The sequence below is a fragment of the Altererythrobacter sp. B11 genome, from assembly GCF_003569745.1.
Taxonomy (GTDB): Bacteria; Pseudomonadota; Alphaproteobacteria; order Sphingomonadales; family Sphingomonadaceae; genus Croceibacterium_C.
In genome coordinates, this window is record NZ_AP018498.1 from 3,321,328 (window position 1) to 3,346,015 (window position 24,688).

Below are 24,688 nucleotides of genomic sequence, written 5' to 3' on the forward strand. Positions count from 1 at the left end.
GCGCGGAGATTTGCCTGCGTATTCGATCGCACGTTCCTCATAGCAGTTAAGTCCCGGCACAGCATAGTTGGCGGCCACCGGCCAAGACAATGCCGGATGGTTCATGGGTCTTCCTATCCTTGTCGCCTCGTGGGTCCGCACCGACGTGGAGCAACGCTCGCCCGCCGATTTGAAAGAAGCGGGAGCAGCTCACCGTAGACCTCCAGCGTACGCTCAAAGACGACCTCATCGCTGAACTCCGCTGCGGCTTTTCGCCGAGCAGCGTCTCCGAGTGTGCGTCGTAAGTCCGGGTCTCGCAGTCGCAGAATCGCGGAGGAAAGTGCGATGGAGTCCCGCGGGCGCACCAGAAGACCTGTTTTCTCATGTTCCACGATTTCGCGGCAGCCCGGCATGTCGGTTGCTACGAGGGCACAGCCCGATGCCGCCGCCTCGAGCAGGCTCTTGGGCAGGCCTTCGCCATAATAGCTCGGTAACACCACGACATCGACCGATCCAAGCAAGGACGCCATGTCATCGACGTGCCCCAACCAGGTGAACAGGCCATCTTCCTGCCATGTGCTCATGCTGCCGGCATCCACCGAGTTTGGATTGCCCGGATCGATCTCACCGGCGAGCAAGAAGCGCACGGTATGCCCGTCTGCCCGAAGTTTGCGCGCGGCGTCGGCATACTCCGATATGCCCTTCTGCCACAGCAGGCGCGCTGCGAGGAGGACGGTCATGGCATCGCCCTCGGTTCTCCGGGTGGGCGGACGGAACCTCCTGCAATCGACACCTGACCCCCGGATGATCCGGACGCTGCGATTGTCGACAAGGTGTTGTTCGCCAAACACGGCGGCATCATCGACGTTCTGTACGATGAGACGAAAGTTCTTACCGCTCATGGATGCTTTTAGGAGAAGGCGCACGAATGGTCGCAGCGCTCGCGCGCCGACCGTATTGCCACTGAACACATATCCCAGCCCGGTGACGGCCCCTACGCGCCCCGTCACTCCACTCACACGGCCAGCAAGCGATCCGTAAATCGCGCACTTGATTGTGAAGCCGTGGATGAGATCTACCCTCTCGTGTCGGAGGACCTTCGCGAGACGTGCGACGAGCGCGAGTTCCCTCCACGGGAGCAGGCTTCGCCGCTGAAGGGCAATGTGCTCGCAGCGGAATCCAAGAGCCGTCAAGCGGTCGGCATATCGCCCTGGCGGCGTTAGCAGCAAGATTTCGAAGCCCCTTAGCCTGAGCTTCTCGATAAAATTGAGACGAAAATTGTAAACATACCAAGCGGAATTGGCAAAGACGGCGATCTTCGGCCTCTCATCCATAGAGATAGTTCTCGCTTACCGGAGCGCCGAACAACCACGTTCTATAGGGGAGGTAGCATTGGTTAAAGTGACTCGATAGAATGATCCAAACACCCAGAAAAGAACCCAAGATCAAATGAATCCCGAGGGTAACGATCTCACCTGACCGAATTAAATATCTGACCCGGGCGAACATCATCGCCTGCAACGGAATAAGATAGTAGGCAAATCGATCGCCGATAACACTCGATTGCAACGCGAGTGGCAACGGTATGAGCATGAGCAGAGAACCGAGATAAATGAGCTTGTAGTCTTCCGGGAATCGCTCTTCCCAAATCAGGCGGAGAAACAACAAGAAGCCAACGGAAGCGAAGGCCAAGAGCGCAATTCGAAACAGCGCGCCGGCCGCGTCAACATCTCGGACGATGTAGCGATCGACTGCCACCTCTGCCACATCGCTGGTGACCAGGAGGTAGAGACCCGGCAGCGCGAGAAGGCTGGCGAGCAGGACATTCCGCAAGCTTAGTCGACCCGGCATAAGGGGTGTCAGAAGCAGAAATGCAAGCGCACTGCTATGGAAACCGGAAGCGAGCAGGACGAGCCCACCGAACAGGATCGGGCGCTTTTGCTGAAACGCAATAAATGCGAAGCAAATGATTCCCACCGCGAGCCCTTGTCGCACCTGCGTGATGCCTACGTTGATGATCAGCACCGGGAAGCAGAACGCCAGAAAGTGCAGCCTATCCGGTTGCCGCCTCGCCAGAGCATGCAGGCCCAGGAAGAGCACTCCCGCGGGCACAATGTTCATCCAGTAGTAGGGGAGACCAAGCTTCTGCTGTGACTTCAGCAAAAGCCACCACAGCGGCTCGCGGCCGGTACTAGGCAAGCTGTATTCGAGTTGAAGCCCGGCAAGATTGAACTGGTTGCTGTAACCGTACCAGTCGCAACCGACTTCGAAGCGAAACGCCACGAAGACGCTAAGAAGAATGAGCGCAACGAGATAGCCGCCCCTGTCAGCGGGTGCTTTTCCGCCAGCGGCAAAAGCCAGACCGGCCAGCGCAACATAGATGAAGAGATATAACATAGGACCGGGGCGCTAACGCCGCGCCGCCTCCAGCGCATCGGCGATCTTGGTCACTTGGGCATCGAGAGAAAACTCCTTTGCGACCATGATCCGACCCGCCTCACCCATGCGTTCTCGCAGGGTGGAATCGGAGAGCAGACGTGTCAGATAATGCTCCCATTCACACTCGCTGCTCGCAAGGAACCCGTTGATCCCATGCCGCACGATCTGGCTGTTTACGCCGACAGGGGAGGCCACGACTGGCACCCCGCAGGCCATGTACTGGATGAGCTTGTAGCCGCATTTGCCGCGCGACCAGGGCGTGTCGTCCAACGGCATTATACCAATGTCCATGGATCGTATGCGGTCTACCTCGGTCGCCTCGCTCCATTCAGCGATCGCGAGGCGTGGATGAGTAGCCCAACCGTTGCCGGCGCCGACCGCGAGAAGTTCTGCATTCCCGCTTTCGGCCGCACGCAGGAAACAATCGCGCAGAGGCTCCATGTAGGACGCCCATGTGCCGGGTGTTCCGATCCAGCCAATCTTGGGCCGCTCCGCGGACAAGGTCCTGCCTTCCCCCGCGTATCTGCCGTAGTCGACGACGGTGGGGACAACTCTGACCGCACGCGCGCCAGCTGCTTCCGCGCGGGCAGCCAGATAGGCATTACCCGCCACCACCAACGCTGATGCAGCCATGATCTTGTCGATCTTTTTGCCAAGTGCCGCACGGACCACCCCGTTCCTGTGCTGATCGTACCTGTGGAAGATGGCATCGTCATAGTCGGTCACAATCGGCACCTTGCCGCCGAACAATGCTCGCTCAATTATCCACGGGAGCCAGGGAAGCGCCTCCTTCTCAAGCCAGATCACATCGTAATCCTGGGTTGAGCGAAGCTGCGACACCCGGCGCACAAGCGCATGCGCCACAGAGATGCCGGTCGCTCGGCCGGAATAAAGGCGCTCAAGATAACGATCGTCGAAGAAGGGCGCGACTTCCACCTTGACGCCGCGCTTCGCGAGCGCAGGAAGGTACTGCATCGTCCTCAGCCTGCTCGAGGCCCCCAATCGATCATATCGGGATAGCAGAAGTACTTTCGTCACGAAGAAGCTTTGCCGTTCAATAAACGGCGATAAAGCCGTCGATAGGCCTCCGTACCCGTTTCCAGAGAGAACAGCTGTACGGAAGCGGCACGGCACCGAGCCGAAAGATCGGGATCCTCGAGAAGCGCCTTAAGGTCTTGCAAGGCCTGGCGGACATTATCCGCGTCGGAGTGCTCCAGGACCACTCCGACGCGGTGCTCATTCAGGATCGACGCCACGTCGCCCACTCCGCGATTGGCCACCACCGGGATACCGCAGCCGAGCACCTCGCCCAACCGGGTTGGAGAACGGCCAAGTTCCGAAGTTTGTCCACCGGCGTAAAACATCGCCGACACGGCGTGCGCGCGTACGGTGCCGGGCATGTCGCGCGGAGGGCGCGAATACACCGAAAGGCGTTTTCCGAGACGTCCCCCCGGATCGACCATGACGCGGACTTCAGCGGGATCATCGCGTGAGACTATCTCGAAGGTCGCAGTCGGGTCTTCCTCTGCGACGCCAGCAAACCATGCGGCAAGCCAGTCGGCTCGAAACCAACCAGTTAGCACTGACCCGATGCAAGCGTACACGCGCGTCTTAGAACGAGGGCCAACTGCGGGAGTGAACCGCGAGAGATCAGTGCACGTCGGAATAACCTCCACGCGCCCGCGGTCGCGAAGCTCGGGTTCAAGCATTTCGAGATAGTCCACCGCTGCATGCGTCAGTGAAACGACCACCGCCGCATCTCGTAGACAGACTTGCTCCGCCCATAGGATGGCCCGATGCGGCAAAGAGCCGCGCCGGACCCGGCCCGCCGTGATCAGTTCTTCCGGCCAAAGCGCCCTGGTGTCGAAAATGAACGGCGTTCCGGTGACCCGCCAAACAACCCAAGACACAATCGCTGGTATGTACGATCGGGCATGCACCAGTGCGACGGCCTCCGTCCGAACTGCGCGCAATGCCTCGAAGGTCATTGAGATGATGTCGCGGGCCGGGCCCAAAAAACGCGGGCGGGGACGGAAGGGGCGAGGACGCCACTCTATTCCTAGGGCCGCGCATTCTGCGCGTGCGTCGGCCACTGCGGTGGTGTTCGCCCAGTCCTCCGCTTTCTCCCTGGTGACAAGTATGATGCGATAATCGCGTGCGAGCCCGCGCAAATACGCCATGACCTGACTCTGCCCGAGAGGCTCGAGCAGGCCGTTTCGCGTGATATAGAGTGCCGTGGTCACGCCTTAGGAAACAGCAGATCGAGATAAGCCTTTGCTGCAGTCGCAGGCGCGAAGTCCCTCGCGCGTGCGCGAAGTCGAGCGTGATCGTGCGCACAGGAGAGACTGCGGTCAATCTCACGGGCGAGTGCCTGTCGGTCCCCTACAGGTACCAACGCGCCAAAGGTGCCATCGGCGAGGATGTCGCGGGGGCCCGAAGGGCAATCGGTCGAGACGACCGGCGTACCATGCGCCAGGGCCTCGACGATCACGTTCCCAAACCCCTCATAATCTGAGGAGAGGACGAACAGATCGGCCGAGCGATAAAAAGGAGCAGGGTCCGGCCGAAACCCGGCAAAGATCACCCGTTCGGAGATGCCGAGGGCATTCGCCAGATCGCGGAGCGCCGGCTCGAGTTCGCCCACGCCCAAAAGCATCAGCCGGGCATCGTGCCGCGCGATCTCAGCAAAGGAGCGCAGGAGGAGAGCATGGTTTTTTTGGTGTTTGAAGTGCCCGACCGTCAGGATCCGCGCGCCCCTTGGCGCACACCATAATTGCTCAACATCGTGATCGGGCTGGAGATTAGCGGCTCGCTCCGGAAGCGGGTTGTGAATTACAGCAAAGCGATCCCGGGGAAGTCCGGAGAGTTCCGCCATGTCATCGGCCACTCCGCCTGACACAGCGATACGGCCATCGGCCATGCGGTACCCGAACGCCGTGGTCAGCCGCAGAGCGCCACGATGCAGGCGCCCCCTTGGCGCATACTGCACCGAGAGGCGATTGTGTTCCGAGACCACCAAACGACATGGGCGAGCAGAAATCGTCCGTGCAACTGGTGCGACGACCGTCAAGGGCCACATCGCGGCAAGCAGCCCATCGGGCCGCCGTCCACGGAGATACCGCGCAAGAGCGACCGGCGCCTCGCGCACGCGCCCGCACTTCAGGTCAACAAGTGGGAATTCGCCCGCCGCCTCCTCCAACAGTTCGCCCCTGGCCTGCATCACGACAAATTCGGGCTGGTGACCGAGGCGCTCAAACTCACGGGCAAGCGAAAGCCGCACCCGTTCGACGCCCCCCCCACGCAAGTCAGGCAATAGAATCGAAATAGAGCCCAAGGCCGACGCTCACGCCCGCACTGCAAGGGAGTTCTTTCCGTCGAGCCGGCGCACGACGAATCCGCGGGCTGCAAGGTAAGCCGATACTTCGGAGCCTCCCCAATCCTCAAACAATATCGCCGCCACCCGATCGAGCAACGGCTCGGCTCCTTTGAGCGCCTCCAGCTCCGCACCTTCGAGGTCCATCTTTATCAGCGCGATGCGGTCGAATTCCGAAAGAGCCTCGGATAGTGCGATGGTTTCAACCTCCGTCGTCCTGTTTCCGCTTCCGGTCGAGATCGACGCCTGGCCGTATTTTCCGTCCGAAACATGCGCAGTTACCTTGTCGCCACTGCGCGACCACAGCGCGGCTTCGATAACGACTGCGTTGTCGCAGTTATTATCCACCAAGTGAGTGCGCAAGATTTCGGCGGTGTCCGGCATCATCTCGAACGCGACAACCCTGCCATCCGGTCCCACCAAACGTGCCGCAAGGACGCTATAGATTCCAATGTTTGCGCCCGCGTCTACGAACACATCCCCTGGGCGCAGCAATCTTCGGATCGCTGCGATAACCGCTGGCTCCCGTGTCGGCAGTGCATGCCACAGGTCGTCACTCCGCGCCCGAACGAAGAATGAGCCGACCCCACGGGCCCTGACCATGCAATCCGCATCGACAGTGGGGTCTCGCCATTTTCCCAAGTCGCGAAAGACGTCGAACGGTGCCCGGACGAGCGCGCGCCGCAACACACGCCGGTCCATCGGGGTCGCGCCGCTCAGCTCCACCGCAACGTCCTTCCAGATCCGCAATCGTCGTGCCAGAACTCGAAGAATACCAAGAGGTCGCCGAACAACTCGTGGCAGCATATCCAGAGCATGTGCGCTACCCATCACTTTTCTCTGCAGCACAAAGAACTGGCTCATATCCAGCAGCGGGGCTGGGCTTCAAATCGAGCAAAGCGTCCACCTTTCTAGATAGTGCGTCACAATCGACCGAGATGTCGGCCAGACCTGTTCGCGCAAATTTGCCCGCACCATGATCGCAGAAAAGGCGATCATATGTGTGGTTGAGGGCCTCAGCCAATTCTATATAACAATTGTCGTATCTCAGAGATAACGTATTTGGCCTTAGGTCCACCAGACCATTCTTTTTTGCCAATAGCTCGATTACCCTACTCCCCGAAGGCATACACAACATGTTGGTGAGCCCAGCCCCGTGTATGCCGATCAGGTATTCACAGTGGGAGAATAGAGACACCTGCTCGGAAAATGAGAGATCCTCCGCCACTACTTCCACAAACCCAAATTTACTGAGGACAGCGAGAATTTCGTCCTCATTCAATACCCGGCGCCCGCGAGCCTTCCGGCGAGAAATGTACAGTCGACGTGGCCGGTGAGGGGCTTGCGGGCCAGCTTTTCTAAGGAGCGCGCGCAAGTCCTGCAGCACCTCCGGTGCCGTTGTTCCGAAGTGCTTCGCACAAGAAGTGATGTACCCCCTCGGAATTCGAACGTTGTGTGAAGGAAAATATGCGTAACGGAGGCCCAGAAGATTTAGAGAATGGCCGTGAAAGCTACTATACGATCGAGGTAAAAGGATAGTGACGTCGCCAGCAACTGCCTTGACTGCAAGCGCGCGTGGGAGCGACTCTGTCATCCAGTGATAGTAGCCGCGCGTCCACTGGGAGTGAATAAATGCCACCGGCTGTTCGATACTCGCTTGTTTCGGCGGCCGCCGGACCAAACTGGCGACTGCTACACCGGCCCCTTTAGCCACCGACAAGGGATAGCGGTAAAACGTGTCCGGTAGCGGCAGCGTCCCGGCGAAAGCCGGACCCAGCGCCGTCACAATCACATCCTTGTGCAGCGTCACCTTCGGCTCAAACCGCTCCGGCCACCGACGCGAGTACGCAGCCCACATCTCACCCGTCACCACGAGCGATATTCTTCCGGGAACTGGTCTAGCAGATGCTTTAGATCGCCACGAAAATCATGGACTCGGCAGTTCGCGGGCGCGCAACGAACAGCCTCACGAAATGAGGCAATATCCTGGGCAATCAAAGGAGGCGTCTGCGGTCCAAACGTAGTCGCATAATAATCATCGAATTTGAAATTCCCTCCCAGGAGTTTCTTCCGCCCGAGGATCCGCGTATTGGGAATTTGATAGGCGTCGGCCAGTATAAGGCCGTGAAGAGATGAAGATAATATGAGATCACATTGGACAATCAGATCGACAAATGAAGTCGGATTCTGGCGAACGTTTATTATAATTACATCTTTACTGCCCAACATATTCACCATATTCCGCATCTCTTCTTCATCAGAAAAATGCGGCACTATCCCAACAGCGAATCTCTTGTCTGCGCCGGTGGGATAATATTTTGGCATCAGAAGCGCCGGGTCACCCATCGGTATTCCCTCCAAGCGCTGTCCTGTCGCAGCCTCGAGGACGCCTCGAGTGAGCGGCCCGCGAACGGCAAAGACATTCTTGGCCTTGATCGGCCTCTTTGGAATCGCTCCGTCGATCGAGCCACTCCCCCAGATCCTGCTGCGCGGTCCGGCGGAACCCACCACACTTCCTATTGCCCGGAGATGAGAAACCGCATTGCCGTGAACCTTGAGAATTTTCCGGCCACTCACGAGAGGAAGAATAAATTCGTTCAGACGATCTCCAACATTTGGTGTATTGGTAAAATATACCGTTGGCGTTCTGAAAGGGTTATGCCAAACGGATAATATATCACTAATAGATCTAGAACAAATTTTCATCCTACGGGCGGGCATTTTTGCCTCCCATACGCATAAAAGATAACTTCATAAGATGCACTATAAGCCGCATCATTTCACCTGATTTTATCTCGCTTAGGAGGATTCCAACACTTAGCCGCAAACGCTGGCTCAGCGTGGTCATGCGGAACGCACGCCTAAGGGAGGATACGGTGATCCAACTCTCAACCTCGGCGGCTTGAGCGGGCGATGCCACCCCAGCAGCCTGCGCGACGTGAATGTCAGCTCGGTATTGGGCCCATATTCGGGGCATATCCATTCGTGCGATAGCGTCGGGGCCAGATGCATTGTTCGAGTGCGAGCGCCTCCTGACCCCAATCTCGCCAAGATAGGCGCCATCTCCGATCAACAAGCTGCGCAAGAGAAGCACGCTGTCTTCCGTGGGACAGCGGGCATTGATTCCCGGATATATCAGCAAAGCATCTTTGTTGTAGGTTCGCGCCGCCCCCACAAAATTCCTGCCCCGGCCCTCTGTGACGTCCTTCAAACTCACGCTGCGGTCAGATGGGAACGCGCCTTTGCGGGCGTGTAGGACCGCCCCGTCCTGATCGATCGCTTCATAGGCCGTCTCGACAAACGTCGGGCGGTCGGGTTGCAACATACGTCTCACGGTGATGGCTGTGCGGTCCGGCACCGCGATGTCATCCCCGGCGGCTAGAACCACGAACCTTCCGCGCGCTTGCTCAAACAGCACGTTGACATGCTCCGCAATTCCGAGGTTGACGCGATTTCGCTGGACGGTGAGCTTATGCGGCCCCCGGTATCGTCGGGACACAGCCCGCAGGATATCGAATGTGCCGTCAGTCGAGCAATCGTCGGACGCGATGATCTCGAGAGGCTGGTAAGTCTGAGCGAGCGCCCCCTCGACCGCCTCCAGGATGTACCGTTCCTGGTTATAGGCCATGAGCGCAAACGTCACGAGCGGACGTTCTGCCGGAAAACTCTTATCCATGATAGCTGCGGATCGGCCAGCCGCATTTTGCGTATACGCGTGCGACTTGAGAAGCGTATGGATGGGGGCCGATTTTCCCGAGCAGAATACGACCTCCCGCCAGAGCACCGGCCGTTGCCGCCAAGCCAGATGCCGCCCCACCAGCGATCGGTAGAGAAAGGGAAAGGACTAAGAGCCCCACCGCGACCGTGGAGTATGCCGCAAGGAGGCGCAAAGACAGCCGGCTCATCCTGAAATCGGTCACTTTGCCTGCAAGCCTGAGCGTCACAGTGAAGTAGACGGCGTAGGAAGCAAGGAACGCGATACCTGCAACAACAAGGCCAAGCCGAGGAAGAAAAATGTATATCAGCCCTGCATAGGGAAGCAAAAATCCAAGCTCCATTAAAAGGTAGAGCTTAGAACGTCCTGCAGCTACTACAGAGAAACTAAGAGCCCAGCTGGCGATCTTCAGCATGTTCCCAACGGCCTGCCATTGCACCAGAATGACCGCGAGAAAAAATTCCTTAGTGTATAGCACTGAAACTGCGAGCGGCGCGAAACCAATCAATAAGAACAGAATTGGGCCAGCGAGCAAAAGGCTGATTTGCATTTGCTCGTTCATCAGATGCGCCGACGCGGGCCGATCGTGGGCGATTTCTGCTAGGCGAGGGTAATAGTCCATTGCCATCGCGTTGAGTAAGAAGCCGACATAGGTGACCGTTATGCCCCAGGCGGCCGCGAACTGACCTGCCGCTTCCAGACCAAGTTCGCGCGCTATCCCGCCTCGAACGATCAGGAGTGTTCCAGTGGTGGCCAAGCCCCCCAGCATGAACACGAAACCCAAACTCGCCATTCGCTTCCACACGCGCCAGCCGTCCGAAACCGAACCTGTCGCATCCTTTACCGAGGGCAACTTGCGCACGTACCAAACAGCCACGGTAACTGCAGTTAAGGGCTGCAGGAGCACAAACCAGAGCAGTCCACGCGAGCCAAACTGCCATATAGCGAAAATGCCACCGATGGTGCCCACCAGAGAGCCCAGCACGGTTACCCGCCCCAAGCTACCCACAAGACGCATCCCGCGTAGAAGAGCAGTCTGCGAGCTTGAAACCAGCGCGAGCAGCACTGCTACACCTATCAGGCCAACCTCGATGTCGTGATCTGGCCGGCCGAAGAGGGCGCGGGCCAGAGGCTCCCGAAACAGCCAGATAGCGAGGAGAGCAAGGGTGCCCTGAACCAGATTGGCCGTCAGCAACACACGGCGCACCAAGCCCAGTTCGCTTTCATTCTTCTTGGCTTGGGCAATCTCGCGCACACCGGAATTCCCGACGCCCAAGCCAGCAACAGCAGTCGCCGTGGATTGCAGACTATTGTAAATGCTCAACGCCCCGACCCCAGCAGGCCCGAGGAATACCGCCACTGCCTTGACGCGGAGAATGGACAACACAATGCCGACAGCTTGAGTGCTGCCAGTGATCGTCATAGCGCGCAACAAGCCGCGGGCCGAGATTAGCCGCCTCCTGTCATGGGCGTTTCGAGAGCCTGCGCCGTGGCTGCGCTCACCATCATACTGGATCTTGCGTCGACATGAGGCCCTATGGGAAGGCTGAGAACCTCGCGCGACAGTTGTTCAGCGAGAGGCTGCTTGCCAAACGAGAGTGGTTGCGAAGCATATGCCGCCTGCCGGTGGGGCGGTATCGGATAGTGGGTGAGCGTAGCGATCCCAGCGCTCTGAAGGGCATTCTGCAACTCGTCGCGGCAAAGGCTGCGTATCACGTATAGGTGCCAGACGGGCTCAGCCCACGCTGGCACAAGCGGCAAGACCAAGTCGGTCTTCGCGAGCTCTTGAGTATAGATGGCAGCGATGTCCCGGCGGCGACGTGTCCAAGTATCAAGATACGGCAGCTTCACGCGCAGAATCGCCGCTTGGATCGGATCGAGGCGCGAATTCACGCCAACGGCCTCGTGCACGTATTTCTGGGGGCTGCCATAGTTTCGCATGATGCGGATGCGCTCCGCAAGCGCTCCGCAGTTGGTAGTAACTGCCCCTGCATCTCCCATCGCACCGAGATTTTTGCCCGGATAGAAGCTCCAGCACACCACGTCCCCATGGGCACCGATCCGCCGGCCCTTGTATCTTGCGCCATGTGCCTGTGCCGCGTCCTCGATCACGAAAAGACCACGGTCGCGCGCGATGGCGAGTATCGGATCCAAGTCGACCGGCTGACCGTATAGATGCACCGGCAACAGCGCACGCGTGCGCGGTGTGATGGCCTCTGCGATCATCTCATGATCGAGATTATAGGTTCGAGGATCGGGTTCGACCGGCACCGGGACAGCGCCGACGGCAGTCACTGCCAACCAGGTGGCGATGAAGGTGTTCGAGGGAACGATGACCTCATCGCCTGGACCGATGTCTAGCGCCCGCAACGCAACTGTGAGCGCGTCCAGACCGTTGGCCACGCCCACGCAGTGGTCTGCCTCGCAATACTCTGCCCAATCATCCTCGAACGCGTTCACCTCTGCACCGAGGATGTACCAACCGCTATCCAGTACGCGCTCCACGGCCGCGTCTATCTCGTTTTTCAGTTCAAGATAGGCTGCCCGCAGGTCGAGGAACGGGACGTTCACGAAGCACCCCGAACTTGCTCAACGAACTCTGCATGGCTGCGAAAATAGTCGCCTTCCTCGTACGGCCTTGAGGCGAGAACCATGCAAACCGCCCCTTGGCTGAAACTGTCCATTTCACGCCAGACCAAACGGCTGACGTACAAGCCTTTTCGTGGATCGCGCAGCCAGAATTCCGTTCTGGCCGTGCCATCATCCAACTTGATCCTGAAGCTTCCGGAAAGGGCGAAGATGACTTGTTCGAGTTCCCTGTGTGCATGCCCTCCCCGCTCGGCGTCCACCGGCACATTGTACAGGTAGTAGACCCGTCTGATAGGAAACGGGACGTGCGTCTCGCCTTCGACGAAGGTTAGATCGCCTCGAGGATCCGATACTACCGGCAGGTCTATCAGACGGATCAGATCTGTGCCTGAATCCGGCGTCATGCCTCTGCTCCGGCCGCCAGAATTTCGTGAAACGTCGGCTCAGCGCGATCGAAATGTTCGCGCAGATACTCGAAATAGAGGTTCAGCTCATCCTCATGGGTCTGGTTCATGCCGAAGCGCCGATAGAACGCGATCGCCCGCTCATTGTCCTTGCGGACATCGAGAACTGCTTTTCGCCTGTTCAGTGCATGAAAGCCGATGTGGAATGAAAGCATTGCGCTTTCGTAGGCGGCCTTCGGCGGTTTGCCCTGCGCGAGGACCCAGCTTCCCCAGGTGAATGCGTCCTCTTCGATGTTATATATCCGAACCAGCCCACAACGCATGTCATCGATCTTTCGCTCGATGACATAATAATATTCCAACGCCGCCGTCTCACGGCGCTTGTATTCGGCGAGCCAGGAACGCTGCTCTGATAATTTACCGCTCACAGATGACAAATGCGCATTATAATTCGAATTCGTTCTCAAGCTAAATATGAACTGAGCGTCCGTAATCTCGACGAGGCGCAGGCGTAGGCGCACACCTTCGATCCCTTTCATCGAGTCAGGTTCCATTGCTGATATTGATTTAGCGCCTGACGTAATCATTGGATGATCGCATCGGTTCTTCCCATAGCTACCGCAGTCGGTCGCAATCGCTCCCGACTGATCACTGAACCTCTAACGCGCCTCGATCGCGACCGCCCTCAAGCGGCGATCAACCTCGCAGCCGCTATCTCCACCCGCATTTCTCTGTTCATCAGTTCGATGAGGACGGCCACTCGTTCGGCTCCGGACCTGCCGATCAAGGTTCCGCAAAAACTGTCCAAGGTGCCACCTACGACGCGCACGCGGTCACCCGCTGCAAGATCACCAGGATAGGCGATTTCCCCGTCCGCGATGCACCAGTCCGTCATTGCCTCCACGAAGCCAGTCGGCAGGGCCGCCGGGCGCGCTCCAAACGAGACGAGGCCGACACATCCGATCGTACCGTTGACCGACCGCCAGCGCTGGACGTCGAGATCCAGCTTTACAAAAACGTAAGATGGAAACAGCGGTGACAAGGTCGCCTGGACCTGGCGTCCCGGCCGTTTCGCCCCACGCCACATGGGGCAGAAACTCTCGAAGTCCTGCCGTGCGAGGTGCTGAAGCGCCAGCTTCTCCCGACGAGGTTGTGTGCGCACCGCAAACCACCGAGCGGCATCCCTAATAGTCACGTCGGCCGTCTGTGGCCGTGACGAACGCGTGCCGAGCTTCGGCGGACGATGCAGCATCACTTCGCCCCGAACCCGGTAAGCATAACCCTGACCGTGCGGAACGCGATAAGAATGTCGATCCAATACGAGAAGTTCTTGATATAGTAGAAATCCAGTTGAAGCTTGGTGTCGATGTCGCCGACCGAAGTGACGTGGCCTTGGCTCACCTGGGCCCAGCCGGAAATGCCCGGCCGCACGATGTGACGATAGCGATAGAACGGGATTTCCTGCTCGTACCATGCGGACAATGCGAGCGCCTCAGGCCGCGGTCCAATCCAGCTCATCTCGCCCCGGACGATATTGAAGACCTGCGGCAGCTCGTCGAGGCGGGTACGGCGCAGGAACCCGCCGACCCGGGTAATGCGATCGTCACCTTCCCGCGTCATGAAAGCGTCACGCCCGGGCGAGTCTGGCGTGCCGCGCATGGTGCGGAACTTGAGCATTTCAAACGGGCGCCCGCGATAGCCCATGCGCCCTTGGCGGATCATCGCGGGTCCGGCGCTGTCGCGCTTAATCAGGAGCGCGATCAGCCCCATTGCCGGTAGGAGCAGCGGCAAGGCCGCCAGCGCCAGAACCAGATCCCCGGCACGCTTGATTTTTCCGTAGGCATTCCCGGGCACCAGCGAGCCGAAGCTGTTCTCGGACAGGTGCTCTATCTGGACTTTGCCGGTCTCAGCCTCCCACACCTGCTTATAGTGGTAGACCGGAACGCCGCTGATCGCGGCGTCTGCGAGAAAGCGCTCCCAGTCGGGTTCGTGGTCGTGATGAAGGTCAGCGACGATCGCCGCGCCGTTGCGAGGCAGATCGGGCGTTATTAGAACGCCGTGACGCAAGGTCGGCAGGCTACACAGGTAATTGACACGACCTCCCGAAACGAGCGCGTAGTGCCGAGGTGGACGGAGCGACCGAAACGAAGCGAGCGTCAAGAGCGCCGCAAGCGCGCCAATGAAACCGCCGCCGAGAAGAAAGACCGAATAAGGCAGGCGCAAGATTGCGACCAAAACCACGTCTAGCGCGAAGGCCAGGCCGACAACTGGCATCACATAGGCATAGGCGTTGACGCCCGGATAGGACTCAAGCCGGCGCAGCAGCAGCAGCGAGACAGTGGAGCAAAGTCCCACACCAACCAGAGAATAGGAGATCACCTCGCGCTCGAGCGACAGCCCGCCGCGCATCGTGAGGAAAGCGAGGAACGGCATACCGACCGCGCAAACAAGCGTGAACGAAAGCGCCAGGCGCAACGAACTAATGGCACGCGCACTTAATGACGGCACCTCGAAAGCCGCCATGGGGAGCATGCGTGACATATCAGCTACCCCCAATCATGATACCATAAGGAATATCGGAGATTCCAGAGACAATTTTGATAAACTAGGTTCTTTCCCGTATCGAAACAATAGGAAATATTTATACTTAATTATTATAGTTAACATGCTCAGGTGCAATAACGAGGATGACAAAGCGTCGTTCGACTTCGGGGCATGTTTCCTCACATGCGGCTCGAACGCAGTGCCGTGTATGTGAAGCGCGCCGCCGACCTTCCCGCGGGCGGCGTCGGCGCTAGGGCATTTGGCCTCAATCCCATCGCCATACGCGCACCCGCTGCTACCCATCGCAACAGGGCCGTCGCTAGGCGGCTTCGGTATTGTCGCCGACCACATGCGCCAGCGCCGCCTCGCCTAGGCCCGCTGGAGCTGCCTCTCCTCACTCATCCAGTCAACGGCGTGTGGACCTCGGCCGGGATCAATTTGGCGCTGGCCCTGATCGAGGCTGATCACGGCAGCGAGGTGGCGCTTGGCGTCGCGCGGGAGCTTATCGTGTATCACCGCCGTTCAGGCGGGCAGTCGCAATTTCCCTCGCTTTCCGAGCTGGCTCTGGATTCCGATCGCATTCGACGCTCTGACGTTTGCAAGGGAGCATCCGCACGAGGTCCTAGACGTGGAGCGATTAGCAGATGCGGTTCATCTGAACCCGCGCCAGCCAGCCGGGCGTTCCGCCGGGAAACCGACGAGACGCCTGCGCGCGCCGTGGAAGGCCTGCGCGCCGAAGCTGCCAGATCGCGCCTCCAAGATGGCTCGGAGCCAGTTGAACAGATCGCCCGCTCGTTCGGGTTCGCCGATCCCCAGCGCATGCGTCGCGCCTTCATCAAGCTCTATGGCGCTCCGCCTTAGGCTATCCGCCGGGCCGCTCGACAAGGCCGGGCTTAATTGCGGCGGCCGGGATGTTCTCGTTGTCAACGCCACGAGCGATGCGGGGGCTGCCCCCTGATCTCAAAAAGATCGTGCCGTTCAGGCGGGCGCCCTTACGGCGGCACGGGGCTTCAGCAAAGGCTGCGGGTATCCGTAGGTGAGAGATCGCCATACCCATTCGGCGAGGCCGAACCGAAAAAACCGCAGCCAGACCGCGCTGAACGCGCAGAGCCCGGCGAAAATCGTCAGGCCGAGCAGGCAGAGCCCGGTGATGCTCCAGCGGGACATCGATCCCAAGCCCCAGCCGTAAAAGACGAACGCGCCGATGAGGTTGGAGGCAAGGTAGCCGGTCAGCGCCATCCGCCCCATCGGCGCCAGCACCTTCTGGATCTGGCGACCGCGGCCGCGCGTCAGAAACAGGCAGAGCAGCGCAATATAGCCGAAGGCGGCGAAGGCGAGCGCGGCATAGGAGGCAGTAACGACGCCATAGGCCGCGCCATGCGCCGCTATGCCCAGGTGCCGGGTGCCCTGCACGACGCTCAGCAGCAAGCCCGCAGGGAGACACCACCAGACGACCCGACGGAGGAAGGGACGCCAACGTTCGATGTCGGTCAGTACATTGCTGCGCGCTGCCCACAACCCTAGCAGGAAGAGCCCGAGCACGCTGGCATTGTAGACAAGCGTATCGGCCGTATGGACCCGGTACATGTCGAGATAGTATCGCCAGTTCGCCATCGCATAGGTTGAAAAGCTGCTCCCTCGATAGGCTTGGACGCTGGCCGGCATCAGCCCCTCGATCTGCGCCGGGCCAAGGCCGGCGAGATTAGGCAATGGGCCGCCGACGGCGGCCTCGGCGATTCCCTGCGCCACCGGCGGCAAGACGACGAGGGCTAGCCCGCCAACCAACAGCGCACGGTTGCCCCAGCCACGAAACAGCAGCATTGAGATGCCGAGCAATGCATAGAGGATCAGGATATCGCCGAAAAACAGGAAGGTGAGATTGCATAGGCCGATCGCCAGCAATACGGCCATACGCCGGAGATAGAAGCGCGTGAAATCCTGTCCGCGCGAGTTGGCGCGCTCCATTAGGATGCCGAAGCCGACCCCGAACAACAACGCAAAGCACGACCGCGCCTTGCCTTGGATTAGCAGAACGTCGACCGCCGCAAATCCCAGGTCGACGGGGCTCGCCCTCAGCAGAAGCTCTCGGCTGAGAAACCCCGCGACCATCGCGACGATATTGAACAGGATCACACCGCAGAGCGCCGCCGCACGTAGGCTGTCGATGAGATGGATCCGGTCGACAACGGGCGTCATGTCAGCGGTTTGGCTCTCGCTAGGATCTGGCATGGATTTCCCCCTTGGGCGAACCGCTATGCCGAATTGATGAGCGCGAAAAGTGTCTTCTGCACGAAGCTGTGGCGACTCACGAACTTGTATCTCTAACCATGATTGGACATCAGCCCCGACTTGGCGGTCGAATAAGTCGTCCCATCCGCGACTTCATGCGTTGTCATCGCAAGCTTACTAGGCCGTGAACCCATAAATTCGAACGAACGCACGTGGTGGGAGTAGCTCTGATGCTGCGGCGATGTAGCCGGCACGGGTAGCGGTCAGTGGCTCGATCGGATCTCGCATATCCCTAGATTTTTACAGCCTGATTCAGCTGTCGGGGATAGGGTGGTGGCGGAGAGGGAGGGATTCGAAAATCGACCCTATCTCACTGGCCAACATACCATTTTCCCAAGCCGAGAAGCTTTTCCCACAGCTTTCCCCACGCGAGCAAGATAATCGCGTGATTTTAAACAATTTTTTGCTCTTTCCGAGGTCCATTTTAATACATGTGCGGCTGCCCGCAACCAGCGATCTTTGCATCTCGACCGAGATTTCACACGCTATTTTTCCCGGGGGGCAGATAAGGGGGGGCCCCAGTAGCGAAACCGGTCGCAAAACGCAGACGACGTGGCTCTTCCCACCATCGTGCTCGCCAATAGGATTATGATGCCCCGCGTCCGCCTGCTGATCGACAAAGGGGGCCTCGTAGCCGACCCACCGACGCAAGGGCTTTTGTTTGGCGATGAGTACCGGCCGGCTCCACGTGTTTGGCCTGTTCGGGCAGCACCGGCATGATCGATGGCCGTGATGAAGCCCGCGGATCGGCTCCTAATCACTTCATCGCGCTCGAGGCGCTCTGTCCTTGGGTTATCGATCCCGATAGAGCTTGCGGGTCTTCCTCCGCTTGGCGATTACGCGCTTTCTCGCAGCAGGATACACAGGCGGCGACAGTCTAGAAGGCGACGGGCTTAAGAGCCTGCCATGACTCCCTGCCAACCTTCGGCACGCATCAGCGACGCATCTTCCGATCCGAAGGCCGAACTGGAAGAGGGATTATTCCAACCAAATGGAACAGCGATTGGCTGAAGTAAAAAAGATCCGCGACAGCCGGATCGCTTAGGCATGAACGACCGTGTCCCCTGGGTCATATCCTCGCGATCACCGCCACGACGTAATGACAAAGAACAGGTTAATGCGCAGCCTTCATCGACGGTTCTGAGAGGCCGAGAAGCCGGGCTGGTGAGGTGGTTCCGCCTTCTTGGACAGGTCGGCGACGAAGTTAAGCTAATCCCCGATGTGATTATGCCGCCAGTCTGGTCGTCAGATCATGGGGGGCATGCCCCCCATGATCTGGTTCGCTGATCCGCCCGTAGGCCTCTGCCGGGGTCCGCCCGGCGAGACCCGAGTGCGGTCGCTGCGTGTTGTAATAGGTGATCCATCGCCGGAGGCCAGTGCGCAGCTCCGAGCCGGTCTCGAAGGCGTGGAGATAGACGCATTCATACTTCAGAGATCGCCACAGCCGCTCGATGAACACATTATCCATCCAACGGCCTCGACCGTCCATGCTGATCTTGACCTCTGCGTTGCGCAGCACGCTGGTGAAGGCGAAGCTGGTGAACTGGCTACCCTGATCCGTATTGAAGATCTCCGGCTTACCGAAGCGCGCCAGCGCATCTTCCAGTGCGGCGACGCAGAAGCCGGCGTCCATCGTATTCGACAGCCGCCAGGCCAGCACCTTGCGGGTCGCCCAGTCCATCACCGCGACCAGATACAAGAAGCCCCGGCGCATCGGGATATACGTCACATCGGCGCACCACACCTGGTTGGGGCGCTCGATCACCAGTTTGCGCAGAAGATACGGATAGATCCGGTGCTGCGGGTTCGGATCGCTGGTCCGAGGGCGCTGGTAAATCGGCGACAAGCCCATCTTCGCCATCAGCCGCCGCACACGTCGTCGGCCGACATCGTGGCCCTCGCGGCGCAGGTGCCGGACCATCTGGCGGCTACCATACCATGGCATGTCGAGGAACGCCGCGTCGATCATCCGCATCAGTGCCAGCGTCTCGTCGGTCTCCGGCACCGGCGCATAATAATAGGAAGACCGGCTGATCGACAGCAGCCGGCATTGCGCCGCAATCGACAGCCGGTGGTGAGCAGGTTCGATCATCGAACGCCTCCGTGCCACGCTCATCGACCGGAGGCTTTGGCTAAAAAATCCCGCTCCACGACCAACTGGCCGATCTTGGCGTGCAGCTTCTCCACCTCGGCCTCGCTGGCTGCCTTGGCTGCATCGCCGGCTCCGGAGAACGTGCTCCCCATTCCCTCGACAGCCTGGCGCTTCCAGGCCGCGATCATCGTATGGTGGATGCCATGCTTCGCTGCCAGCTCGGCCAGGGTCAGGTCACCCCGGAGCGCCTCCAGCGCCACCTTCGCCTTGAAATCTGCGCTGTACCGCTTCCTCGTCTTCTTCATTTCCCGTCCATTCCTCAGGTCGGGATTAGCTTAGCACCCTGTCCAGATTTCCGGGACCACCTCACTGGTGCCTGAAAGGCACCGGGTTTTCGATACAAAGCACCTTATCGTGCACGCGCAAATATAGGACATATCTCGCTGTCCCGGAAACGACATCGACAAGTCCAACAGCCATTCCGTTCCCACAGCAAGAAAAATCCCGGACCGGTCAGCACAACCGCAAAGCGCTACGACAACAAGCGAAACGATGGCAGCAGTCCGCCTTTCGGGTCACGAATAAGAACAGATTTCGCGAGATCGAACCGAATGCTTAATTCTTCCCTGCTTGACCGCCGCAACCTTGCCGTCCCACGCGGCGTTTCCACAGCAACACCGGTCTTCGCAGATCGGGCATCAAATGCCGAAATCTGGGACGTGGAAGGTCGGCGCTATATCGACTTTGCCGGCGGCATCGCGGTTCTGAACGTTGGCCACCTCCATCCCCATGTGACCAGAGCGGTCGCCGCACAGCTCGAGCGCTTCTCGCACACCGCCTTTCAGGTCATGGCTTATGAAAGCTATGTGGCGCTCGCGGAGCGGCTGAACGCGCTGGCCCCGTTCGAAGCGCCCGCCAAGACGATCTTCTTCACCACCGGCGCGGAAGCGACCGAAAATGCCGTGAAGATCGCCAAGGCGGCGACAAAGCGCACGGGGATCATTGCTTTTACCGGCGGCTTTCATGGACGCAGTGCACTGGCAAGCGCGCTGACCGGCAAGGTCTTCCCTTACAAGTTCCAGTTCGGCCCCGTCGTGCCGGACGTCTTTCACCTGCCCTTTCCGAACCCGGCTTATGGTACTGATGTCGAAGACAGCTTGAAGGCGCTCGACTTCCTCTTCGCAGCCGACATTCCGCCCCAAAACGTCGCGGCCATCATCATTGAACCGGTGCAGGGCGAAGGCGGCTTCCATCCGGCACCGGCCGCGTTGCTGTGCGCCCTGCGCGAGATTTGCGACCGTCACGGCATTTTGCTTATTGCCGATGAAGTCCAGACCGGCTTCGCGCGGACCGGCCGCATGTTCGCCATCGAACATAGCGGGATCGAGCCCGACCTCGTCGCCGTTGCCAAGTCCCTGGCTGGCGGCTTCCCGCTCTCCGGCGTCATCGGCCGGGCCGACGTCATGGACTGCGTGGAGCCGGGTGGCCTAGGCGGCACCTATGGCGGCTCACCGGTCGGATGCACGGCTGCGCTCGCCGTGCTCGATGTTATCGCCGAGGAAAACCTGATCGAACGCGCCATGGTCATCGGCACCGCCATGTCCGAACGGATCGAGCAGTGGCGCGGCCGGAACGACCTTATGCTCGTCTCTGCGCCACGAGGCCTAGGCGCCATGATCGGCTTCGATATTCTCGACCCCGCGAGGAATGGATTGCCTCTTGCCGGTGGCGCAAAGCCAGTGATCGAGAGAGCGCTCGATGCGGGGCTTGTCGTACTAGGTTGCGGCGTGCACGGCGAAACCGTGCGCCTTCTGGTGCCGCTAACCGCATCGGACGCGCTGGTCGAAGAGGGCTTCGTCCTGCTCGAGCAGGCCCTGAAGAGGCTGCCATGAGGTTGCCCGAAGCTTGGGAGCCGGTTGGTCTGGTGCGACCGGAGCTGGTTCGTCAGACGGCCCTCATCGGCGGCGAGTGGGTGAGCTCAGACCGAAAGCTAACCGTCACGGACCCTGCAACCGGTGCCTGTCTGGGGTCGGTACCGGATCTAGGTAGCGAAGCGACGCTTCAGGCAGTGGCAGCCGCATCGGCCACCTTCCCCGCCTGGCGCCAGCATAGTGCGCCCGAGCGGGCCGCCATTCTGCATCGGTGGCATGACCTCATTCAGGCGCATACCGAAGATCTTGCCCGGATCATGACGAGTGAACAGGGCAAGCCTCTGGGCGAGGCGCGGGGCGAGGTCGCCTATGCCGCATCGTTCATCAAGTGGTTCGCCGAGGAAGCGCGCCGCACCTACGGCGATGTCATCCCCGGTCATGCGCGCGACAAGCGCCTTGTCGTCATGCGCGAGCCGGTCGGCGTGGTCGCAGCTATCACGCCATGGAACTTTCCGCTGGCCATGATCACGCGCAAAGTCGGTCCGGCTCTGGCGGCCGGCTGCACCGTCATCGTCAAACCTTCGGACCTCACGCCCTTCTCCGCGCTGGCTCTGGCCTTTCTAGCTCGAGAAGCCGGATTGCCCGACGGCGTGCTCAACGTCGTGACAGGCACGGCGGCACCCATCGGCGATGTGCTGGTGAGCCATCCGGATATCGCCAAGATCAGCTTCACCGGATCGACGGGTGTCGGCACCATGCTGGCGACCCGCGCCATGGCCAGCGTCAAGCGGGTCTCGCTGGAACTTGGCGGCAACGCGCCCTTCATAGTCTTTGACGATGCCGATCTGGGCGAGGCCCTCAATGGCGCGGTCGCATCAAAATTCCGCAATGCCGGGCAGACCTGCGTTTGCGCCAATCGCTTCTTCGTGCAGGCCGGCATCTACGATCGCTTCGTCGACGGTCTGGCGGAGCGGATCGACGCCATCCGTGTCGGTGCAGGCCTGATCGAGGGGGTCGATCTCGGCCCGCTCATCAACGAGGCGGCCATTGCCAAGTCCAGCGGGCATGTCGCCGATGCGCTGCACAAGGGCGGCACCCTCGTGACCGGTGGCAGAGCCATCGATGGTGCGGGCCATTTCTTCAAACCAACCTTGATACGCGATGTGACTCCCGATGCCCTGCTCTGCCGCGAAGAGACCTTCGGCCCCGTTGCAGGCATTGTGCGTTTTGATACGGAAGCGCAGGCGATCACGATGGCGAACGATACCACTGCGGGCCTGGCTGCCTACCTTTTCACCCGCGATCTCTCGCGCAGCCATCGCGTTACCGAGGCCCTTCAATGTGGCATGATCGGCCTCAACACGGGTCTGATTTCCTCGGAAGTCGCGCCATTCGGCGGCGTCAAGCAGTCCGGCTTCGGTCGCGAAGGGTCGCGCTATGGCATGGATGAGTATCTGAACTTGAAACTAGTCTGCACGAGCGTCGCACCGATCTGACGCGCACGCCGCCAGCTGCTGAGAGGAGACGGGCATGGTGAAGCGACGCAAGGTGCTGTTCCCTGTGGGGCTTGGCCTGCTTCTCGGTGCAAGCCCACTGCCGGCACTCGCTCGCGACCATGCCGATCTGCTGATCTGCAACGCCAACGTGCTCACAGTCGACGACGCTTTCTCCATCGGTTCTTCGGTTGCCGTACGCGACGAGCGGATCGTTGCCGTTGGCGGGCTGGACCTATGCGAGGCCTATGAAGCAACGCGGAAGATCGATCTGGGCGGCAAGACATTGATGCCCGGTTTTACCGATACGCACGTCCACCCAACCCCGGTTGCGCCCGGCGACATCGAATCCGGGGCCGCGCGCAGCATCGCGGAGCTTCAGGACATGTTGCGCGCTAAGGCGCGCGAGCTCGGGCCTGGCAAATGGATTACCGGCAACGGCTGGGACGAGGCGAAGTTCGCCGAGCAACGCAACCCCTCTCGCGCCGATCTCGACGCCGCGGCACCGGCCAATCCGGTCTATCTGACGCGCGCGGGAGCGCACTCCGGCGTCGCCAACTCCGCGGCGCTGAGGATTGCCGGCATCGACAGAACCACCCCAGATCCCGCCGGCGGCCTCATCGAACGCGATGCGCAGGGTGAGCCGAGCGGCATTATTCGCGAGCGCAATGACCTGGTGCGCAACTTCATCCCGCAGCCGAGTTGGGCCGAGATGCGTCCCCGCTACATCGGCTGGATGCGAGACGTTCTCGCCCTTGGCATAACAACCGTCTTCAATGCCAGCGGCACGATCGACGATGAACCAGTCGGCGAGGGCGGCATCGCCGACCCGCCCCCCAATATGACCTTCCGCCGGGCGCGGGAGATTTACGCTGAAATGGGCGACTGTCTGCCCCGCATGACCATGTATATTTCGCATCCTGGCGAAGAACGACTCAAGGCATTCGGCCACCGCACCGGCTATGGCGACAATCGCCTGCGGCTTGGTCCCATCGGCGAGAACCTGGTGGACGGCGGCTTTACGGGGCCAACCGCTTGGCTCTTGGTCGATTACAAGGGACAGCCGGGCTTTCGGGGCAAAGGCCGCTTCACCGATGAGGAACTGCAATCGCTTGTGGACTCAGCCGCTGCGCTCGGCTGGCAAATGGGCCTGCACGCCATTGGCGATGCCGCCATCGTGCAGACTGTGAACGCCTATCATCGCGCGCTCGCCAAGACCGGCAGGGCATCGAGCAACCATCGCTGGTTCCTCGACCATTTCACGATCATGCCGCCGGACGCGACCATGGAGATCATGAGGACCGACAACATCATGATCGCCCAGCAGCCAAACTTCCTCTACAACCTCGAGGCGCGCTACCAGCAGACGCTCGACGAGTGGCGGTTGGCACACAATAATTCGGTCGCGACACCCGCCCACAAATTCGGACTGTTTGTGGCCTTCGGCAGCGACAATCTGCCCATCGGCCCGCTGGTCGGCCTCTACACGGCAATCACGCGCAAGGGGCAGAGCGGCAAGGTCCATGGCATTGAGGAGGCGGTGTCGCGCAAGGAAGCGATCCGCATGTACACGTCCAACGGACCGTATCTCTCCTGGGAAGAGGGGGAAAAGGGGACTATCGAGCCGGGTAAGCTCGCCGACATGATCGTTCTTCCCTTCGATCCGCTGACGTCCGCCCCGGAGACGATCCTGAACGGCCAGGTCGAGATGACATTTGTGGGCGGAAAGCTCGTCTACCAGCGCCCCTGAACGCCGGCGCCAATGCGCCGCCCCGACCATGAACAAAGGGCCGTGCCTTGTGGCACGGCCCTCTCCTTTTGGCTTCAGCGGTTCGCGATCGCTTTGCGCCACACAAAAAAGTGAGCGGCATCACGCGGATGCCGCTCTATCTGAGCCCGT

The 24,688-nt window shown here is 60.0% G+C and carries 21 protein-coding genes; 4 read left to right on the forward strand and 17 right to left on the reverse strand.

Annotation, left to right across the window (positions count from 1 at the left end):
* Positions 1 to 113 precede the first annotated feature (113 nt).
* From AEB_RS15615 to AEB_RS15685, 15 genes are all read right to left on the reverse strand, one after another.
* The gene (locus tag AEB_RS15615) at positions 114 to 1,313 is read right to left on the reverse strand and encodes a glycosyltransferase family 4 protein (protein WP_119083956.1); all 1,200 of its coding nucleotides are present in this window, start codon (positions 1,311 to 1,313) and stop codon (positions 114 to 116) included.
* Positions 1,306 to 2,376 (reverse strand): EpsG family protein, encoded by a 1,071-nt coding sequence (locus AEB_RS15620; protein ID WP_119083957.1) that lies wholly within the window; start codon positions 2,374 to 2,376, stop codon positions 1,306 to 1,308. Before AEB_RS15620 ends, AEB_RS15615 begins: the two co-directional genes overlap by 8 nt.
* Before the next feature lie 12 nt (positions 2,377 to 2,388).
* Entirely contained in the window at positions 2,389 to 3,393 is a 1,005-nt protein-coding gene (locus AEB_RS15625; protein WP_119083958.1) for a glycosyltransferase family 4 protein, read from the reverse strand.
* 59 nt (positions 3,394 to 3,452) lie between these two features.
* Positions 3,453 to 4,598, reverse strand: a complete 1,146-nt coding sequence (locus AEB_RS15630; protein ID WP_231958780.1) for a glycosyltransferase — start codon at positions 4,596 to 4,598, stop codon at positions 3,453 to 3,455.
* 59 nt (positions 4,599 to 4,657) lie between these two features.
* Positions 4,658 to 5,698 carry a glycosyltransferase gene (locus AEB_RS15635; RefSeq protein ID WP_197714446.1) on the reverse strand — a complete coding sequence of 347 codons (1,041 nt, stop codon included), beginning with the start codon at positions 5,696 to 5,698 and terminating at the stop codon, positions 4,658 to 4,660.
* Between the two features lie 63 nt (positions 5,699 to 5,761).
* Positions 5,762 to 6,655 carry an FkbM family methyltransferase gene (locus tag AEB_RS15640; protein ID WP_119083961.1) on the reverse strand — a complete coding sequence of 298 codons (894 nt, stop codon included), beginning with the start codon at positions 6,653 to 6,655 and terminating at the stop codon, positions 5,762 to 5,764.
* Complete coding sequence (locus tag AEB_RS15645) at positions 6,615 to 7,601, reverse strand: glycosyltransferase family 61 protein (protein WP_172593134.1); 987 nt, start codon at positions 7,599 to 7,601, stop codon at positions 6,615 to 6,617. Before AEB_RS15645 ends, AEB_RS15640 begins: the two co-directional genes overlap by 41 nt.
* Positions 7,602 to 7,657: 56 nt before the next feature.
* A complete protein-coding gene (locus tag AEB_RS15650; protein ID WP_119083963.1) occupies positions 7,658 to 8,512 on the reverse strand; it encodes a polysaccharide pyruvyl transferase family protein in 855 nt (284 codons plus the stop codon).
* On the reverse strand, positions 8,499 to 9,467 hold the full coding sequence (locus tag AEB_RS15655; RefSeq protein WP_119083964.1) for a glycosyltransferase: 969 nt from the start codon (positions 9,465 to 9,467) through the stop codon (positions 8,499 to 8,501). Before AEB_RS15655 ends, AEB_RS15650 begins: the two co-directional genes overlap by 14 nt.
* The gene (locus tag AEB_RS15660) at positions 9,460 to 10,929 is read right to left on the reverse strand and encodes an O-antigen translocase (protein WP_119083965.1); all 1,470 of its coding nucleotides are present in this window, start codon (positions 10,927 to 10,929) and stop codon (positions 9,460 to 9,462) included. The genes AEB_RS15655 and AEB_RS15660 overlap by 8 nt, the downstream gene beginning before the upstream one ends.
* Positions 10,930 to 10,955: 26 nt before the next feature.
* Complete coding sequence (locus AEB_RS15665) at positions 10,956 to 12,077, reverse strand: DegT/DnrJ/EryC1/StrS family aminotransferase (protein WP_119083966.1); 1,122 nt, start codon at positions 12,075 to 12,077, stop codon at positions 10,956 to 10,958.
* The gene (locus AEB_RS15670) at positions 12,074 to 12,499 is read right to left on the reverse strand and encodes a sugar 3,4-ketoisomerase (RefSeq protein ID WP_119083967.1); all 426 of its coding nucleotides are present in this window, start codon (positions 12,497 to 12,499) and stop codon (positions 12,074 to 12,076) included. The genes AEB_RS15665 and AEB_RS15670 overlap by 4 nt, the downstream gene beginning before the upstream one ends.
* A complete protein-coding gene (locus AEB_RS15675) occupies positions 12,496 to 13,038 on the reverse strand; it encodes a GNAT family N-acetyltransferase (protein WP_197714447.1) in 543 nt (180 codons plus the stop codon). Before AEB_RS15675 ends, AEB_RS15670 begins: the two co-directional genes overlap by 4 nt.
* 146 nt (positions 13,039 to 13,184) lie before the next feature.
* The gene (nusG, locus tag AEB_RS15680; protein WP_119083969.1) at positions 13,185 to 13,751 is read right to left on the reverse strand and encodes a transcription termination/antitermination protein NusG; all 567 of its coding nucleotides are present in this window, start codon (positions 13,749 to 13,751) and stop codon (positions 13,185 to 13,187) included.
* A complete protein-coding gene (locus AEB_RS15685) occupies positions 13,751 to 15,022 on the reverse strand; it encodes a sugar transferase (RefSeq protein WP_231958781.1) in 1,272 nt (423 codons plus the stop codon). Before AEB_RS15685 ends, nusG begins: the two co-directional genes overlap by 1 nt.
* Positions 15,023 to 15,226: 204 nt before the next feature.
* Here AEB_RS15685 and AEB_RS18660 point away from each other — a divergent pair, with 204 nt between their 5' ends.
* On the forward strand, positions 15,227 to 15,904 hold the full coding sequence (locus AEB_RS18660; protein ID WP_442858038.1) for a helix-turn-helix domain-containing protein: 678 nt from the start codon (positions 15,227 to 15,229) through the stop codon (positions 15,902 to 15,904).
* A gap of 117 nt (positions 15,905 to 16,021) precedes the next feature.
* Here the strand turns inward: AEB_RS18660 and AEB_RS15695 are convergent, their stop codons facing one another.
* Both AEB_RS15695 and AEB_RS15700 read right to left on the reverse strand, forming a co-directional pair.
* On the reverse strand, positions 16,022 to 17,272 hold the full coding sequence (locus AEB_RS15695; protein WP_119083971.1) for a DUF418 domain-containing protein: 1,251 nt from the start codon (positions 17,270 to 17,272) through the stop codon (positions 16,022 to 16,024).
* Positions 17,273 to 18,557: 1,285 nt separating this feature from the next.
* Positions 18,558 to 19,729, reverse strand: a protein-coding gene (locus AEB_RS15700; RefSeq protein WP_119081383.1) for an IS3 family transposase whose coding sequence is annotated in 2 segments (ribosomal slippage) — positions 18,558 to 19,465 and positions 19,465 to 19,729 — 1,173 coding nt in all. Because the reading frame shifts where the segments join, the coding sequence is not laid out codon by codon here.
* Between the two features lie 306 nt (positions 19,730 to 20,035).
* On the opposite strand from AEB_RS15700, the gene gabT reads away from it, so the two are divergent.
* From gabT to AEB_RS15715, 3 genes are read left to right on the forward strand one after another with little or no spacing between them, the layout of a single operon-like run.
* Positions 20,036 to 21,316 carry a 4-aminobutyrate--2-oxoglutarate transaminase gene (gabT, locus tag AEB_RS15705; RefSeq protein ID WP_119083972.1) on the forward strand — a complete coding sequence of 427 codons (1,281 nt, stop codon included), beginning with the start codon at positions 20,036 to 20,038 and terminating at the stop codon, positions 21,314 to 21,316.
* Positions 21,313 to 22,791 (forward strand): NAD-dependent succinate-semialdehyde dehydrogenase, encoded by a 1,479-nt coding sequence (locus tag AEB_RS15710; protein WP_119083973.1) that lies wholly within the window; start codon positions 21,313 to 21,315, stop codon positions 22,789 to 22,791. The genes gabT and AEB_RS15710 overlap by 4 nt, the downstream gene beginning before the upstream one ends.
* A 34-nt stretch (positions 22,792 to 22,825) precedes the next feature.
* A complete protein-coding gene (locus AEB_RS15715) occupies positions 22,826 to 24,538 on the forward strand; it encodes an amidohydrolase (protein WP_119083974.1) in 1,713 nt (570 codons plus the stop codon).
* Positions 24,539 to 24,688: the final 150 nt, after the last annotated feature.

Excerpts from the sequence above, each read along its gene's own strand:
- AEB_RS15655 (WP_119083964.1), bottom strand. The coding sequence starts at position 9,467 with ATGGATAAGAGTTTTCCGGCAGAACGTCCGCTCGTGACGTTTGCGCTC.
- AEB_RS15670 (WP_119083967.1), bottom strand. The coding sequence starts at position 12,499 with ATGACGCCGGATTCAGGCACAGATCTGATCCGTCTGATAGACCTGCCG.
- AEB_RS15695 (WP_119083971.1), bottom strand. The coding sequence starts at position 17,272 with ATGCCAGATCCTAGCGAGAGCCAAACCGCTGACATGACGCCCGTTGTC.
- AEB_RS15710 (WP_119083973.1), top strand. The coding sequence starts at position 21,313 with ATGAGGTTGCCCGAAGCTTGGGAGCCGGTTGGTCTGGTGCGACCGGAG.
- AEB_RS15715 (WP_119083974.1), top strand. The coding sequence starts at position 22,826 with ATGGTGAAGCGACGCAAGGTGCTGTTCCCTGTGGGGCTTGGCCTGCTT.
- AEB_RS15620 (WP_119083957.1), bottom strand. The coding sequence starts at position 2,376 with ATGTTATATCTCTTCATCTATGTTGCGCTGGCCGGTCTGGCTTTTGCC.
- AEB_RS15675 (WP_197714447.1), bottom strand. The coding sequence starts at position 13,038 with ATGAAAGGGATCGAAGGTGTGCGCCTACGCCTGCGCCTCGTCGAGATT.
- AEB_RS15630 (WP_231958780.1), bottom strand. The coding sequence starts at position 4,598 with ATGGCGTATTTGCGCGGGCTCGCACGCGATTATCGCATCATACTTGTC.
- AEB_RS15685 (WP_231958781.1), bottom strand. The coding sequence starts at position 15,022 with ATGGCGGCTTTCGAGGTGCCGTCATTAAGTGCGCGTGCCATTAGTTCG.
- AEB_RS18660 (WP_442858038.1), top strand. The coding sequence starts at position 15,227 with ATGCGGCTCGAACGCAGTGCCGTGTATGTGAAGCGCGCCGCCGACCTT.
- AEB_RS15640 (WP_119083961.1), bottom strand. The coding sequence starts at position 6,655 with ATGAGCCAGTTCTTTGTGCTGCAGAGAAAAGTGATGGGTAGCGCACAT.
- AEB_RS15625 (WP_119083958.1), bottom strand. The coding sequence starts at position 3,393 with ATGCAGTACCTTCCTGCGCTCGCGAAGCGCGGCGTCAAGGTGGAAGTC.
- AEB_RS15615 (WP_119083956.1), bottom strand. The coding sequence starts at position 1,313 with ATGGATGAGAGGCCGAAGATCGCCGTCTTTGCCAATTCCGCTTGGTAT.
- AEB_RS15650 (WP_119083963.1), bottom strand. The coding sequence starts at position 8,512 with ATGCCCGCCCGTAGGATGAAAATTTGTTCTAGATCTATTAGTGATATA.
- AEB_RS15660 (WP_119083965.1), bottom strand. The coding sequence starts at position 10,929 with ATGACGATCACTGGCAGCACTCAAGCTGTCGGCATTGTGTTGTCCATT.
- nusG (WP_119083969.1), bottom strand. The coding sequence starts at position 13,751 with ATGCTGCATCGTCCGCCGAAGCTCGGCACGCGTTCGTCACGGCCACAG.
- gabT (WP_119083972.1), top strand. The coding sequence starts at position 20,036 with ATGCTTAATTCTTCCCTGCTTGACCGCCGCAACCTTGCCGTCCCACGC.